The organism is Corynebacterium sp. HMSC078A10 (genome assembly GCF_001811565.1).
GTDB classification, from domain to species: domain Bacteria; phylum Actinomycetota; class Actinomycetes; order Mycobacteriales; family Mycobacteriaceae; genus Corynebacterium; species Corynebacterium hesseae.
The window spans coordinates 131253-145318 of sequence record NZ_KV805180.1; the positions used below are offsets into that span (position 1 = coordinate 131253).

General features: G+C 61.7%; 17 protein-coding genes. 9 read left to right on the top strand and 8 right to left on the bottom strand.

The features are described from left to right. Positions 1 to 2: 2 nt before the first annotated feature. The 5 genes from gcvT (at position 3) to HMPREF2808_RS01585 (ending at position 4442) form a co-directional block, all read left to right on the top strand. Positions 3 to 1115, top strand: coding sequence for a glycine cleavage system aminomethyltransferase GcvT (gene gcvT, locus HMPREF2808_RS01565; RefSeq protein ID WP_070519776.1), 1113 nt, complete (start codon positions 3 to 5; stop codon positions 1113 to 1115). 42 nt (positions 1116 to 1157) lie between these two features. After that, positions 1158 to 1550: a glycine cleavage system protein GcvH gene (gcvH, locus tag HMPREF2808_RS01570; RefSeq protein WP_070562740.1), complete on the top strand. Its 393-nt coding sequence runs from the start codon at positions 1158 to 1160 to the stop codon at positions 1548 to 1550. 70 nt (positions 1551 to 1620) lie between these two features. Then, the gene (gene lipB / locus HMPREF2808_RS01575) at positions 1621 to 2427 is read left to right on the top strand and encodes a lipoyl(octanoyl) transferase LipB (protein ID WP_070623297.1); all 807 of its coding nucleotides are present in this window, start codon (positions 1621 to 1623) and stop codon (positions 2425 to 2427) included. A gap of 113 nt (positions 2428 to 2540) precedes the next feature. After that, entirely contained in the window at positions 2541 to 3614 is a 1074-nt protein-coding gene (gene lipA / locus HMPREF2808_RS01580; RefSeq protein WP_070519769.1) for a lipoyl synthase, read from the top strand. Between the two features lie 42 nt (positions 3615 to 3656). Beyond that, positions 3657 to 4442: a DUF4191 domain-containing protein gene (locus HMPREF2808_RS01585; protein WP_070519767.1), complete on the top strand. Its 786-nt coding sequence runs from the start codon at positions 3657 to 3659 to the stop codon at positions 4440 to 4442. A 129-nt stretch (positions 4443 to 4571) separates the two neighbouring features. On the opposite strand, the gene HMPREF2808_RS01590 is transcribed toward HMPREF2808_RS01585, so the two are convergent. Then, positions 4572 to 5006: an RDD family protein gene (locus HMPREF2808_RS01590; RefSeq protein WP_070623300.1), complete on the bottom strand. Its 435-nt coding sequence runs from the start codon at positions 5004 to 5006 to the stop codon at positions 4572 to 4574. Between the two features lie 128 nt (positions 5007 to 5134). On the opposite strand from HMPREF2808_RS01590, the gene glnA reads away from it, so the two are divergent. Continuing rightward, on the top strand, positions 5135 to 6568 hold the full coding sequence (glnA, locus tag HMPREF2808_RS01595; RefSeq protein ID WP_070623303.1) for a type I glutamate--ammonia ligase: 1434 nt from the start codon (positions 5135 to 5137) through the stop codon (positions 6566 to 6568). Between the two features lie 222 nt (positions 6569 to 6790). Next, on the top strand, positions 6791 to 7759 hold the full coding sequence (locus tag HMPREF2808_RS01600) for a TDT family transporter (RefSeq protein ID WP_083309017.1): 969 nt from the start codon (positions 6791 to 6793) through the stop codon (positions 7757 to 7759). A 36-nt stretch (positions 7760 to 7795) separates the two neighbouring features. Here HMPREF2808_RS01600 and HMPREF2808_RS01605 read toward each other — a convergent pair whose 3' ends face one another. The 5 genes from HMPREF2808_RS01605 to thrC all read right to left on the bottom strand — a co-directional run bounded on the left by HMPREF2808_RS01605 (position 7796) and on the right by thrC (position 11500). After that, complete coding sequence (locus HMPREF2808_RS01605) at positions 7796 to 8377, bottom strand: META domain-containing protein (RefSeq protein ID WP_246818490.1); 582 nt, start codon at positions 8375 to 8377, stop codon at positions 7796 to 7798. A gap of 131 nt (positions 8378 to 8508) precedes the next feature. Then, positions 8509 to 9039, bottom strand: coding sequence for an NUDIX hydrolase (locus HMPREF2808_RS01610; protein WP_070623311.1), 531 nt, complete (start codon positions 9037 to 9039; stop codon positions 8509 to 8511). Between the two features lie 17 nt (positions 9040 to 9056). Further along, positions 9057 to 9836 carry a trypsin-like serine protease gene (locus tag HMPREF2808_RS01615; protein WP_230310854.1) on the bottom strand — a complete coding sequence of 260 codons (780 nt, stop codon included), beginning with the start codon at positions 9834 to 9836 and terminating at the stop codon, positions 9057 to 9059. A gap of 61 nt (positions 9837 to 9897) precedes the next feature. After that, entirely contained in the window at positions 9898 to 10050 is a 153-nt protein-coding gene (locus tag HMPREF2808_RS13435) for a hypothetical protein (protein ID WP_168165060.1), read from the bottom strand. Between the two features lie 4 nt (positions 10051 to 10054). Beyond that, entirely contained in the window at positions 10055 to 11500 is a 1446-nt protein-coding gene (thrC, locus tag HMPREF2808_RS01620; protein WP_070623314.1) for a threonine synthase, read from the bottom strand. A gap of 38 nt (positions 11501 to 11538) precedes the next feature. On the opposite strand from thrC, the gene HMPREF2808_RS01625 reads away from it, so the two are divergent. Beyond that, a complete protein-coding gene (locus HMPREF2808_RS01625) occupies positions 11539 to 12840 on the top strand; it encodes an MFS transporter (protein WP_070623317.1) in 1302 nt (433 codons plus the stop codon). Between the two features lie 15 nt (positions 12841 to 12855). Continuing rightward, the gene (locus HMPREF2808_RS13865) at positions 12856 to 12987 is read left to right on the top strand and encodes a hypothetical protein (protein ID WP_255362876.1); all 132 of its coding nucleotides are present in this window, start codon (positions 12856 to 12858) and stop codon (positions 12985 to 12987) included. Between the two features lie 162 nt (positions 12988 to 13149). Here HMPREF2808_RS13865 and HMPREF2808_RS01630 read toward each other — a convergent pair whose 3' ends face one another. Next, a complete protein-coding gene (locus HMPREF2808_RS01630) occupies positions 13150 to 13581 on the bottom strand; it encodes a hypothetical protein (protein ID WP_227485674.1) in 432 nt (143 codons plus the stop codon). A gap of 34 nt (positions 13582 to 13615) precedes the next feature. After that, a complete protein-coding gene (locus HMPREF2808_RS01635) occupies positions 13616 to 13933 on the bottom strand; it encodes a hypothetical protein (RefSeq protein WP_070519746.1) in 318 nt (105 codons plus the stop codon). Positions 13934 to 14066 lie beyond the last annotated feature (133 nt).

Genomic DNA, 14066 nt, shown 5'->3' on the forward strand with positions numbered 1-14066 from the left:
CAATGACTGACTACCTGCACTCCCCGCTGCACGCTGAGCACGAGAAGCTCGGCGCCACTTTCACGCCCTTCGGGCCGTGGGAGATGCCGCTGAAATATGACAACGAGCTTGAGGAGCACCGCGCGGTGCGCGGAGCCGCCGGCCTCTTCGACCTGTCCCACATGGGTGAAATCTGGGTCAACGGCCCGGACGCCGCCGAGTTCCTGTCCTACTGCTTCATCTCCAACCTGGTTCCCCTCAAGGTGGGCAAGGCAAAGTACTCCATGATCTGCGCCGAGGATGGCGGCATCATGGATGACCTCATCACCTACCGCTTGGAGGAGACCAAGTTCCTCGTCGTGCCGAATGCTGGCAACGCCGATACCGTGTGGGAGGCTCTCAACGAGCGCGCCGAGGGCTTCGACGTGGACCTGAAGAACGAGTCCCGCGATGTGGCCATGATTGCTGTCCAGGGCCCGAAGGCGCTGGAGATTCTCGTCCCGCTGGTGGAGGACACCAAGCAGCAGGCCGTGATGGACCTGCCCTACTACGCCGCAATGACCGGCAAGGTGGCGCGCAAGTACGCTTTCATCTGCCGTACCGGCTACACCGGCGAGGACGGCTTCGAGCTCATCGTCTACAACTCCGATGCCCCGGAGCTGTGGGAAGAGCTGCTCAAGGCCGGCGAAGAATACGGTATTAAGCCTTGCGGCCTGGCTGCGCGCGACTCGCTGCGCTTGGAGGCCGGCATGCCGCTCTACGGCAACGAGCTCACCCGCGACATCACTCCGGTCGAGGCCGGTATGTCCCGCGCCTTTGCCAAGAAGGAGCAGGACTTCGTGGGTGCAAAGGTGCTGCGCCAGCGCGCCGAAGAAGGCCCGCAGGCCGTTATTACCGGCCTGGTTTCCTCGCAGCGCCGCGCCGCCCGCGCCGGAGCGGAGGTCTTCGTTGGTGAGAACAAGGTGGGCACGGTGACCTCCGGCCAGCCCTCCCCCACCCTGGGCCACCCTGTCGCGCTCGCGCTCATCGATACCGCCGCAGGCTTGGAGGCTGGCGACGCCGTGGAGATCGACATCCGCGGCAAGCGCTACCCCTTCGAAGTGTCCGCGCTGCCCTTCTACAAGCGCGAGAAGTAAACTCCACTACTGAATCCATCTACCGAAAGGACATCCCTTCTCATGGCTAATCTTCCTTCCGATTTTTCTTACTCCGAGGACCACGAGTGGATTAACGCAGCTGCTGATTCCGTCGTCGGTTCCACCGTCCGCGTCGGCATCACCTCCGTGGCCACCGACCGCCTGGGGGAGGTCGTCTTCGCCGAGCTGCCGGCCGTGGGCGATACCGTCGAGCACGGCGAGACCTGTGGCGAGGTGGAGTCCACCAAGTCCGTGTCTGACCTCTACTCCCCGGTCACCGGTACCGTGACCGCCGTCAACGAGGGTGTGCACGATGACTACGCCGTCATCAACAACGATCCCTTCGGTGAGGGCTGGCTCTTCGAGGTCGAGGTCACCGAAGCCGGCGAGCTGATGACCGCTGAGGAGTACGCCTCCGCCAACGGCGTGGCCTAAATCTGCGCCTGAACAGCACGCATTCAGCCCTTGTCTGGCTGAATCTTCGCGGGGACTAGCATGGGTATCCATGACTGCTCCCCGCGAACCTTTCTTTCCCGCCAACCGCTCTATTCGCGCTTCCGACGAGCCACTGGAGATCCGCCGCTTGGGCCGCATGGGCTACCAAGAGGCCTGGGATCTCCAGGCCGAGCTCGCCGCAGCGCGGGCAGCGGGCACGCAGGGTGATGTCATCCTCGTGGTTGAGCACCCCAACGTCTACACCGCCGGCAAGCGCACGCAGCCGGAGGATATGCCCGATAACGGCCTGCCGGTCATTGACGTCGACCGCGGCGGGCGTATCACCTGGCACGGCGAGGGCCAGCTGGTTGTCTACCCCATCATTAAGCTGGCCGAGCCGGTCGACGTCGTTGACTACGTCCGCCGCCTCGAGGAAGCCATCATCCAAGCCGTCCGCGAACTCGGAGTGAGCACCGCCGGGCGCATCGATGGCCGCTCCGGCGTGTGGGTCCCCTCCACCACCTGCGCCGCCGATCCGTCCGCCCCGAAGCGCGACCGCAAACTGGGCGCCTTGGGCATCCGCGTTACCCGCGGTGTAACCATGCACGGCCTCGCCCTCAATTGCACCAATACCCTGGAATACTACGAGCACATCGTCGCCTGCGGCATCGACGATGCCGACGTGTCAACCCTCTCGCTAGAGCTTGGCCGCGAGGTCACCATTCAAGAAGCGGAAGCGCCGCTTCTCGACGCCCTCCTCAAAGCCCTCTCAGGCGAACTCACCGTGGCCGACCACACCTTCGCCTCGGCGCCTGATCCCATCAAGGTGGCCAACGAGAAGGCACGCCAAGCCCGCAAAGCAGCAGAGGGAAAATAGAAGATACATACCCTCGGTGGAATAAACCCGGCTCTCGCAGGACTTGTATTAGGAAGAGCTAACCCCAACGCGTAAAGTGAGGTTCCGTGACTGTTAAGCCTGAAGGACGCAAGATGCTCCGCATTGAGAAGAAAAATGCGGAGTCGCCCATCGAACAGAAGCCACGCTGGATCCGCAACCAGGTTCGCACCGGACCGGGTTATGAGGACATGAAATCCCGCGTATCCGGAGCTTCCCTACACACCGTGTGCCAGGAGGCCGGCTGCCCCAATATCCACGAGTGTTGGGAATCGCGCGAGGCCACCTTCCTCATCGGCGGTGACAAGTGCACCCGCCGCTGCGATTTCTGCGATATCGCCACCGGCAAGCCGGAGGAATTGGACCGCGACGAGCCGCGCCGCGTGGCCGAGAACATCCAGGAGATGGATCTCAACTACACCACCATCACCGGCGTGACCCGCGATGATCTTCCCGACGAGGGCGCCTGGCTCTACGCCGAGGTTGTGCGCAAGATTCATGAGCTCAACCCCAATACCGGCGTGGAGAACCTCACCCCGGATTTCTCCGGTAAGCCGGATTTGCTCCAAGAGGTTTTTGAAGCCCGCCCTGAGGTCTTCGCCCACAACCTGGAGACGGTGCCGCGCATCTTCAAGCGCATCCGCCCGGCCTTCCGCTATGAGCGTTCACTCGACGTCATCCGCCAGGCTCACGATTTTGGTTTGATCACCAAGTCCAACCTCATCCTGGGCATGGGTGAAACCGCCGAGGAGATCGAGGAAGCCCTTCGCGATCTCCGCGAGGTCGGCTGCGACATCATCACGATTACCCAGTACCTGCGCCCCGGTCCGCGCTTCCACCCCATCGAGCGCTGGGTACGCCCAGAGGAGTTCGTGGAGCACTCCAAGCTGGCCAAGGAGCTCGGCTTCGGCGGCGTCATGTCCGGTCCGCTGGTGCGCTCCTCCTACCGCGCTGGCCGCCTCTACGTGCAGGCTATGGAGGCCCGCGGCCTCGAGCTTCCGGAGAACCTGAAGCACTTGGCTGAGACTTCCCAGGGTGCTACCGCCCAGGAGGCCTCCACGCTTCTGGAGAAGTACGGCCCCTCCGAGGAGACTCCGGTGACCACGCGCATGGTTAAGACCCCGGCCGGTGCAGCGAACCCGAACTCTGCGGCGTCCACTATTCGCTAGTTCGATTCTCTTTTTGACCCTCTGACCTCTAAAGTAGGAGCCATGGCTAACGACGACAAGGCATCGCTCAAGGAAGCGAAGAAGCAGGAGCGCGCGGCCAAGCGTGCTCAGCGCAAGCAGAACTGGTCACAGATGTGGCAAGCGTTCAACATGCAGCGCAAGCAGGATAAGGCGCTCATCCCCATCATGCTGGCTGCCTTCTTGGGCATGGGCTTGCTCTTCTTCCTAATCGGCATGCTCTTCAACGGCGAGTGGTTCATGCTCATCCTGGGCTTGGGCATCGGCGCCATCCTGGCCATGTTCCTGTTTACCCGCCGCCTCGAGCGCGATATGTACAAGAAGGTGGAGGATCAGCCTGGCGCCGCCGGCTGGGCCTTGGAGCAGCAGCTGCGCAACACCGTCGGTGTGGTGTGGAAGGTCAAGACTGGTGTGGCCGCTACCCGCCAGCAGGACCTTATCCACCGCGTTATCGGCAACTCCGGCGTCATCTTCGTCGTCGAGGGTGACCGCAAGCGCGTCGGCCCTACTCTTAACCGCTTGAAGAAGCGCGTGGACCGTATGGCCGGCGGCGTGCCGGTGTACGAGGTCTTCGTGGGCAATGGCGAGGACGAGGTTCCCGTGTCTAAGCTGCGCAGCCACATTATGAAGCTGCCGCGCAACTACAACAAGAACGAAACCTACGACAACATTCGCCGCATCGAGGCCATGGATGATCTGCCGGGCACCACCCCTGGTCTGCCCAAGGGCCCGATGCCCCGCCAGGCTCAGAACATGGCGGGCATGAACCGCCGTATGCGCCGCATGCAGGAGCGCAAGGGCGGCAAATAAGCCACTAGCTCCAAGCACAACAAGGGTCCCTTCCGAGATTTCGGAAGGGACCTTTTTACGTTGCCTTCGAAGCCTACCGGCCTAGTTGCCTCACGCACCCCAGCAGCTTTATCGCTGGTCCCAACAGCCTTAGGCCATGATGACGGCGGTGCCGGTGGCGCGGTCGTGGAGGCCGCGGCCGTCGGCGTCGACCATCGCTGCGGGAAACAGCACGGCGGTCAGCAAGGTACGGACCGCCGCACGCCACAGGCCGACGGAGGTGCCCGGCACGTCGAGGCGCGCCACGCCCATACCGAGCAACGCCATTCCCGGGGTGCGGGCGAACAGCCACCCGCACACGATGCCCATGACTACCCACACTGCATAACCCAAGAAGGCGGGACCGCCCAGATTGTCGGTGAAGAGCTCGAGAACGTTGGCAATGATCATGGCCAAAATCCAGTCAATTAACACGCCGAACGTACGCCGCATTACCGACGCCAGGGCACCTGGCCCCTCCTTGGGCAAGCCCAATGCCTGCCCAGGCCACTGCCCCGACCCGATGCCATCGTTGTTATCTGCCATGCCCACCAATCTAGCCGCCGTCCATCCCGAGCAGAAATTTTGCCTTCAGGTGCCCACGCGTCCCAGTGATGCAGCCAATACCTGTAAACTAGTCGGGAGTACTACACGTCAACCAACAGGAGACCACCGTGTCCTTTGAGACAATCCAGGACGTCATCACATTCATCAAGGAAGAGGACGTCAAGTTCGTTGACATCCGCTTTACGGACGTCCCCGGCACAGAGCATCACTTCTCTATTCCGGCCGAGGAATTTACTGAAGACGCAGCCGCCGACGGCCTCGCCTTCGACGGCTCTTCCATCCGCGGATTCACCACCATCGATGAGTCCGACATGACGCTGCTGCCGGATCCGAAGACTGCCTTCGTGGATCCTTTCCGCACCGCGAAGACTCTGAACATCAAGTTCTTCGTCCACGACCCGTTTACTCTGGAGCCCTTTAGCCGCGACCCGCGCAACATCGCCCGCAAGGCCGAGGAATACCTCTCCTCTACCGGCATCGCGGATACCTGTAACTTCGGCGCTGAAGCTGAGTTCTATATCTTCGATTCCGTTCGCTACGGCACGGAGATTAACAACGGCTTCTACGAGGTGGACACCGATGAGGGCTGGTGGAACCGCGGTTCTGAGACCAACTTCGACGGCACCCCGAACACCGGCTTTAAGACTCGTGTGAAGGGCGGCTACTTCCCGACGGCACCCGTCGACAAGCACGGCGAAGTCCGCGATGCCATGGTGGAGCAGCTGCAGAAGGCTGGTTTCACCATCGAGCGCTTCCACCACGAGGTGGGCAGCGGTCAGAACGAGATTAACTACCGCTTCAACTCCCTGCTGCACGCGGCTGATGATATTCAGACCTTCAAGTACATCATCAAGAACACCGCGGAGCAGTTTGGTAAGACCGTAACCTTCATGCCGAAGCCGCTGGCCGGCGATAATGGTTCCGGTATGCACGCCCACATGTCCCTGTGGCAGGACGGCAAACCGCTCTTCCACGATGAGGCTGGCTACGCTGGTCTGTCCGACATGGCTCGCTACTACATCGGCGGCATCCTGGCCCACGCACCGGCTGTGCTGGCGTTCACGAACCCCACCCTGAACTCCTACCACCGCCTCGTTCCGGGCTTCGAGGCGCCGATTAACCTGGTGTACTCGCAGCGCAACCGCTCGGCTGCCATCCGCATCCCGATTACCGGCTCCAACCCGAAGGCCAAGCGCATCGAGTTCCGCGCGCCGGATCCGTCCGGCAACCCCTACTTCGGTTTCGCTGCCATGATGATGGCGGGCCTCGACGGCATCAAGAACCGCATCGAGCCGCACGCTCCGGTGGATAAGGACCTCTACGAGCTGCCGCCGGCAGAGGCCGCCTCCATCCCGCAGGCACCGACCTCCCTGGAGGCCTCCATCGCAGCACTCGAGGAAGACAACGACTTCCTCACCGAGGGCGATGTCTTCTCCGAGGACCTCATCGAGACCTACATCAACTACAAGCGCGAGAACGAGATTGCGCCGGTCCGCCTGCGTCCGACTCCGCAGGAATTTGAAATGTACTACGACTGCTAGAGCCTAGCTCTGAGCCAGCTCTGAATCCGATCCGGGCCCTGACGATTCGCATGAACCGTCGGGGCCCGTCGTCGTATCACGCAGTGAGCATCGCTGCCGACGGTGAAGTCAACCGCCCACGCACATCCTGTGTGCCCTCCCCTACTGCCGAGCGCAACAGGGTGCAATCTCACGGCCCAATTATGCGGATCAATGGGGCCGAAATGCAGTGGGATGGCTACCATTCCAGCTGTGACTGACAGATTCCGCCAACTGCCACCGCCCGGGCCCGCATGGGGCGGCAGCCTCATGGGAACCTCCATCGTCTCCCGGCTGCTCGTTGAGGAGGGCATGCTGACAGGCTCCGCCGTTTTCGCAGCGCTATCCTGCATTATTCTCCTCGTGCTGACGGTTGGCTTTGCGCTATACCGCCAGCCCAGCTTCGCGCGAACCTCGATGGCTGAATGGTCCATGTATTTCATCGGCATCCTGGCGCTCGGAGCAGCGCTGTCCGGGTTGACGGATATCGGAACCTTCCGCTTAGTGGGCTTTTGGATTGGCGGCCCGGTTACCGTCATCACGTGGGCTATTCAGCTCACCCGCTTCGACGGTGAACCGCGCTTTACCTGGGGCCTGCCGCTGGTCGGTCCCATGATTTCATCCTCCGTGGCTGGCTTTCTTGCCCTCGACTACGGGCATGCCTACCACGTCATGGGCACCATTCTTTTCATCATGTCGATCTCTACCGCGGTTCCCACCTTCATCCGCGTGTACTGGGCCGCTTGGCACGGCAAGGTAAATCTCTCCGGAGCCAACTCAGCTACCGCCTGGGTTCCGCTGGGCGTGGTGGGCCAATCGACCACCGCGATGCAGATCCTCTACCCCGGTCATGTTTCCGTCTATTACGGGCTGACCGCCATGGTCATCGCCGTCCCCCTCGCGCTCTATGCCATGATCACCTTCTACCCCAATGTGGCTCGCTGGGTGGACTACTCGCCCGCATGGTGGGCCTGCACCTTCCCGCCCGGGACGGTCAGCATGGGTGGTCACCAGGTAGCCCTAGTGAATGGCTCGGAGCTTCTCGACGTCATCGCGCTCAGCATCCCGTTGCTCCTCATCGCGCACTGGTCTGCCTGCTCCTGCCGCTTCATTAGCTGGCTCATCGAAGGCCGGCGCGCACAGAGAAGCGGAGCTAGCCCAATCTCGAGCTAGCTCCGCAGTGCACGCTGTCAGCGTGTTTATCAGGCTTTAGTTTTCAGCCTTGGTGAACTGGATGACCTGGCCCTGGCTGCCCAGCGCAAAGGTGTTGCCCTCTACGGGGAAGACAACTGGCTTGGCGGAGAGGATGGCGTTGAGCGCATCGGCATCAGCCATCTCATCCGGGGCGCAGGCACGCATCGTGGAGTTCAGGTTCTCCACCACGATGGCATCGGTCTGATCAAGCTTGTAGCTGCCGCCACCGGAATTGCAGCCATCGTTGTAGGTCAGCGTTCCGTCGTCATTGAAGGTCACGGAAATCGCCGGGTTCTTCTTGGCAGTGAAGGTACCGTTGAGAACCTTCTGCGCCTCATCAGCGGGCAGCTTGTCCTGCAGGCCGTCGATGTCTTCATACTTCTCAATCAAGCCAGAGCCTTGCGGAGCTTCCGGCTTCGTGGAGGACGAGAAGGAGTCACCGAACAGGCGCGAGCTCAGCTCCTGAATCTGGCTGGACTTCACGGAGTCAGCGGAGGATGGTTCCTGCGCACCGGCAGTACCGGCACCCAGGACGCCGCCCGCGAGGGCGACGAACGCGGTTGCAGTGGTTACTTTCTTCAGTGTGCGTGAAATCATGACCCCGAAGCTATCGAGCACCAACGGCAACATCAACCCACTTCATGCGTTTCTGATGATACTGTGCGGTAACTCCAACGATTCCCAGCCCACGGACAAACCTCAAAGAAAAGACCCCTGAACTGGGTTTTTTAGTTGCGCTTAACGTAGCCCATCCGCGGACGGAAGCCCTGCGGATGTTTCATCTGCGCCACGGCGTCCCCGATGATCATGCGATGGCGCGCGCTGACAGACGTCGGCATCTGCGCCACCGAGAACCACTGCGCGGCAAGGTTCTCTTCGTCGGAGACGACCGGCTCCGCATCATCCGGAACGGAGACACGGATGGAGGTATCCATGTAGATGCACTTATCCCCATTGGGACAGACCACTGGGCCCACCTGACCGACGCCGAGGAGCGCTTCGATACGGCCGTCGAGCCCCACCTCTTCCTTGAGCTCACGCAACGCGGTCGTCGTGACTTCCTCGCCAGGCTCACAAATACCGGAGATGGGAGCCCACGTGCCATTATCGGCTCGCTGGGCCAGCAGCACTGAAGGCAGCTCCCATATCGCAGAACCGGTAGGAACCGCCCGCACAATAACCGCGGTCACGCTGGGAAGGAAGAGCTGCTCGTGACCAATCTTCTCACGCAGGGACACAATAAAATCAGGAGTCGGCATGAGTTTAATCTTAGCGCCTAGACCCGCTCCAGAATCTCCGGCAGGAGTGCCTCGATGTCGGAGGCAGCGGTAAAGGACATCTCCGCCTCAGACCCATCGATGCAGCCCTGACTACGTGCCGCGGCTTCCGTCGTCCCTGACAGAACCCCGACGATCACGCCTTCAAAGGGGCTGCCCGGCGCGCCAAAGACCGGCGCCCCGGAATCACCATGCGTGGAACAGACTCGGGCACTCGCCGAGACGGTGTCCAACGTTCGGTCGCCAAACTGAAGTTTCCCGTGGCTTTCTCCATGCGTTAGCGGTCCGCACGTCTCTCCCGTGATGCGCCCCAGCTTGCACACCTCATCCGGAAGCTCCTCCTGCCCCGCAGCGACCACGCTGGTAGGCATGTCCTGCGGGACATAAAACTCCGCCTGCCGCGTGATCTCCACCAAAGCGAAGTCGAGCTGGTGTGTGTCAGGTGAGCTGAGATCGGAATAGATGATGGTGCCGACGGGCTCCGCTGGGTACACGAATTCCCTATCCTCAGCGCCCGCCCACACCGTATCCCCTGGCTCACCGCAATGGGAGGCGGTGACAGCGATGGTACGGGCGTCGTCAAGCACGAAGCTCCACGCCACCGTGCAGAGGTTGAAGTCAAAGGCTTCGCCGGGAACGGGCTGCATAGCAGAGATGTCGAGCGCCGCGCCCGGCGGCACCGGGGAGGCATCGGGCGTATGCGTCTGCGGCGGGGCCGGTGAAATCGTGGTGTACTCGGACGTGCTCGAGGCAGCTTCGGGAACGGAGTCAACCCCCATAGGCATTGAGCATCCAGCCACTGCCAGCGCAGTCGCGCTGAGCACCACCAGAAGGTAAGGCCTAGTCCTCCTGAGCGGATGCAGCCTCACCCGGGTCCGCCTTTTGATCCTTGTTTTCCTTCTCCATCTCAGCGACCTGCTTCATGTCACGGATGAACTTCTCCGGGTCAAACTCGGTGAAATACTCCGGACCCGAGAACTGTTCCTGTGCCATTGGCTTAAACCTCCGTGCTCTTGATGTACTGCGTGATGTAATCCTTCACCGCCGCCGCATCGTTGGGCAGATCGGTGACGTGACGCTCGGCTTCCAGGATTCCGGCGAAACGCTCCGGCACCTCCGGTTCAGTGCCGATGGCTTCCGAGATGGTCTCCGCGAATTTCACCGGAAGCGCGGTTTCTAGGCACACGATGGGAGTGTCAACGCCGAACTCATCCTTAACTGCGCGGGCAACCTTGATGCCGTCGGCAGTGTGCGGATCCACCAGCACGCTGTAGCGCTCGTGGACATCCTTAATGGTGGCAAGGCGGTCGGCGTGGGTCGAGGAGCCAGACAGGAAGCCGTACTCGGCGCGGGCAGCGTCGAGCGCCTGCTTGTCGACGTTAAACCCGCCTTCCTTCACCTTCGTTCCAAACAACTCCTTAACTTGTGCGGCATCGCGGCCCAGCAGGTCAAAGGCGAAGCGCTCGAAGTTCGAGGCACGGGAAATATCCATCGACGGCGAGGACGTCTTGTACGTCTGCTCCGAGGAGCGCGGGCGGTAGCTGCCGGTGCGGAAGAACTCATCGAGCACGTCATTCTCATTGGTCGCGACGATGAGTTTGTCGATGGGCAGGCCCATCTGGCGGGCGATGTGGCCGGCGCAGATATCACCAAAGTTGCCGGTGGGCACACTGAAGGAGACCTTCTCGGTGTTCTCCGTGGTGACCTTGAGGTAGCAGTTGACGTAGTAGACCACCTGCGCCATGAGGCGGGCCCAGTTAATGGAGTTGACCGCACCGATGCGGTTCTCGGCCTTGAAGTTGGCGTCGGCCGATACCGCCTTGACCACGTCCTGGCAGTCATCAAAGACGCCATCGAGGGCGATATTGCAGATATTCGGGTCATCCAGGCCGAACATCTGGGCTTGCTGGAAGGGCGTCATGCGCCCGGCCGGGGTCAGCATGAAGACGCGAATTCCCTTGCGACCGCGCATGGCGTACTCCGCCGAGGAACCGGTGTCACCCGAGGTAGCGCCCAAGATGTTGAGGGTCTCGCCACGGCGGGCCAGCTCGTATTCGAAGAGCTCGCCCAACATCTGCATGGCCATGTCCTTGAAGGCGGCCGTCGGCCCTTCAGAGAGGTGACCAATGTACAGGCCCTCCCCCAGTTCGCTGACGGGGACGATCTCCTCGTGGTCAAACTTGGGGTAGGTATAGGCGCGCTGGGCAATTCCTTCGAGGTCTTCTGCGGGAATATCATCCACGAAGAGCTTGAGCACCTCCGCGGCCAAGGCCGCGTAGCCGTCCTCCGCCAAGGTCTGGCGCCAGTTAGTCAGGGTGGCGTCATCGATGCGGGGGTAAGTTTCCGGCAGGTAGAGGCCGCCATCAGGGGCCAGACCTCCAAGGAGGATATCCGTGAAGGAGGCGGGCTGGCGGTCGGTATCGCGGGTCGAAATGTACTTCACCCCCTGCATCTTAGTTGGTGACGCGTAAAGTATCAGCCATGTCGGTTCCTCATCCACGCAATGTAATTACCACGAAGGCTCTCTCTGTGTGGGTGGCTGCGGTGTTGGTCTATATCGTGGCGATGACCGGCCGCACGTCATTTGGCGTGGCGGGCCTCGAAGCCATCGATCGCTTCGAGGTCGACGCCTCCCGCATTGCCGTGTTCACCGCTGTGCAATTGGGTATCTATTCGCTGGCGCAGATCCCTACCGGGATGCTCGTCGATAAGTTCGGGCCGCGGCGCCTGCTCGTCATTGGTTCCGTCATCATGGGCGTGGGTCAGGTACTCCTTGGCTTCACCAGCAATTATTGGGTAGCCATCGCCGCCCGCCTGCTCATCGGCGCGGGCGATGCCACCGCCTTCCTCTCCGTGATGCGCATCTTGCCCTACTGGTTCCCGCTGCACCGCACCCCCATGTTCACTCAGGTCACCTCGTCGCTTGGGCAGCTGGGCCAGTTCTTGTCCGCCCTTCCTTTCGCCATGCTGCTGGGCTGGGGTGGGTGGACCATGGCCTTCGTTAGCTTGGGTGCGGTGGGCATCCTCATCGCCGTTGCGGCCGCGGTGGCGGTGGCTGATTCCCCAGAATCCCTCGGCATCGTGCCCAAGCCGAAAGAAAAACCTAACGCGAAGCCGGAAAGCACAGCAGCGCTGTTATCCACCGTTTTCCGTTCCCCCGTAGCCTGGCAGGCATTCTTTATTCACTGGATCGGCCTGGGGGCCACCAACGTGTTCGTCATGCTATGGGGCGTGCCGCTGATGACTGCAGGCATGGATTTTTCTAAGACTAGCGCCGGCTGGATCCTGACGTGGTTTAGCGTGTGCATGGTGCTCGTCGGCCCACTGCACGGCAAGCTTTCCTCCAGGGCCAGCGGTTTCCGCCCGTGGCTCGCCTTAGGGTTTGTGGCTACCCACTGCGCGGTGTGGGCCCTGTTCTTCCTCTTCGGTGGCAGCTATCTCTCGCTGTTCATCCTCATCAGCCTGGTAGCCCTGTGCACACCGGTGGCAAATTACGGTTTCGACATTGTCCGTGAAAACCTCGACCGCACTGTCGTCGCCACGGCGACGGGCCTGGCCAATATGGGAGGCTTCATCGCCACGGTCATCGGCGCCCAGCTCGTCGGCATGGTTCTCGATCACTTGGGTAATGGGCCTGACTACCCCTTCCATGACTTCCGGCTCGCTGCTTGGGCAGTCTTTGGCGTGTGGTGCATTGGCATCGTGGGTGTTCTCATCACGCACATCCTGCGCAGCCGCGGCGAGGACGGCGGCCCGCACGTCACCATCGTGCAGGTTGGTTAGTTCAGGGCTGGGCTAATGAAGGGCCGCGGCGCTGAACGCCGCCTCAAGGGGTACCGAATTGGCCACTTCGAAGACCCCGAGCCCACCGCCAATCGGAACGAGGACGGCAATGCTCACCCCCAGGGCGGTTCTGAGCAGCTCGCGTAGTTTTCGTTGTTTCTCCACCTCAACGCACCAACCTTTATCGATTCGTTATCTGTGCGTGTGAGCTTAAGATCCGCGGCTGCCAGGCAGATCCCCGTTGACTGCGTATCACCTGCCAGTCCCTGTGTATTCGCGCCGGCACCCCAGCCGGGCTAGTTCATCGGGCTATTCGGCCGGGGTCGATTCCACGAGAATCGGGCCATCCACCGGGGCGACGACCCCGGCGTCGAAGGCGGCGAGCACACCCTTCGCATCATCTTTCGTAATTGCACCCGCCTCCACGGCCTTCTTGAGATCAGTCTCGAGGATCTGGCGGGAGCGGTACCTGTCTGATGCCACCGACAAGAGGCCGCGAGGAACCGACTCCGACGGGATCCCCAGTGCCTCTGCCAGCGAAACAATGCGGTCATTTTCAGCAGGGTCGAGCTGAACATCAACCGACTGATCCTGCGGGACGCCACCGTTGACCACCTGCTCCACGGTCAGCGCGCCCTCCGGCACCTGGTGCCGCTCTGTGGCCCACCAGCCTGCGCCGACGGCGGTGATGACTGCGATCACAACGAGGACCCACACGGCGATAAACTGCTTGGACTTCACGGCCACAACCTTAGACTTTTCTCACACCGCCGGCTTAATCCGCGCCAGGGCCAAAGGTCCCAAAAGAGGTACCGCGCGGGGGATGCGGCGAATCCAGGCGCTCGGACAGCGCATCAATGATGGACCGGATAGTTGACTCCGCGACGGAGCGATCGAGGCTGCTGCGGCGTGGGGTCTCTGGCTTCGGCTCAGGAGGGACAACGCGGGGCTTGTCGACGTCCAACCGCATCACCGTCCCCTCCACGCTCAGCGCGGCGGCGGGATCGCACCCGGCGGCTCGGGCCGCGGACAAGAATGCATCGAGATCAGCCAGCGTGGCAGCGTTGAGGTCGAGAGAAAGATTAAGGCTCATGGTGTTCTCCTTTCGGGCTCCTTGAAGGGCGCGGGACACTATCTGTTCACTTCCGCCTAAGGCTAACGGCTTATCACCTGATTGAACAGGGGGTGTGCGTTAATTTCAGGGATAGATCCGGGTTAACTCAGGG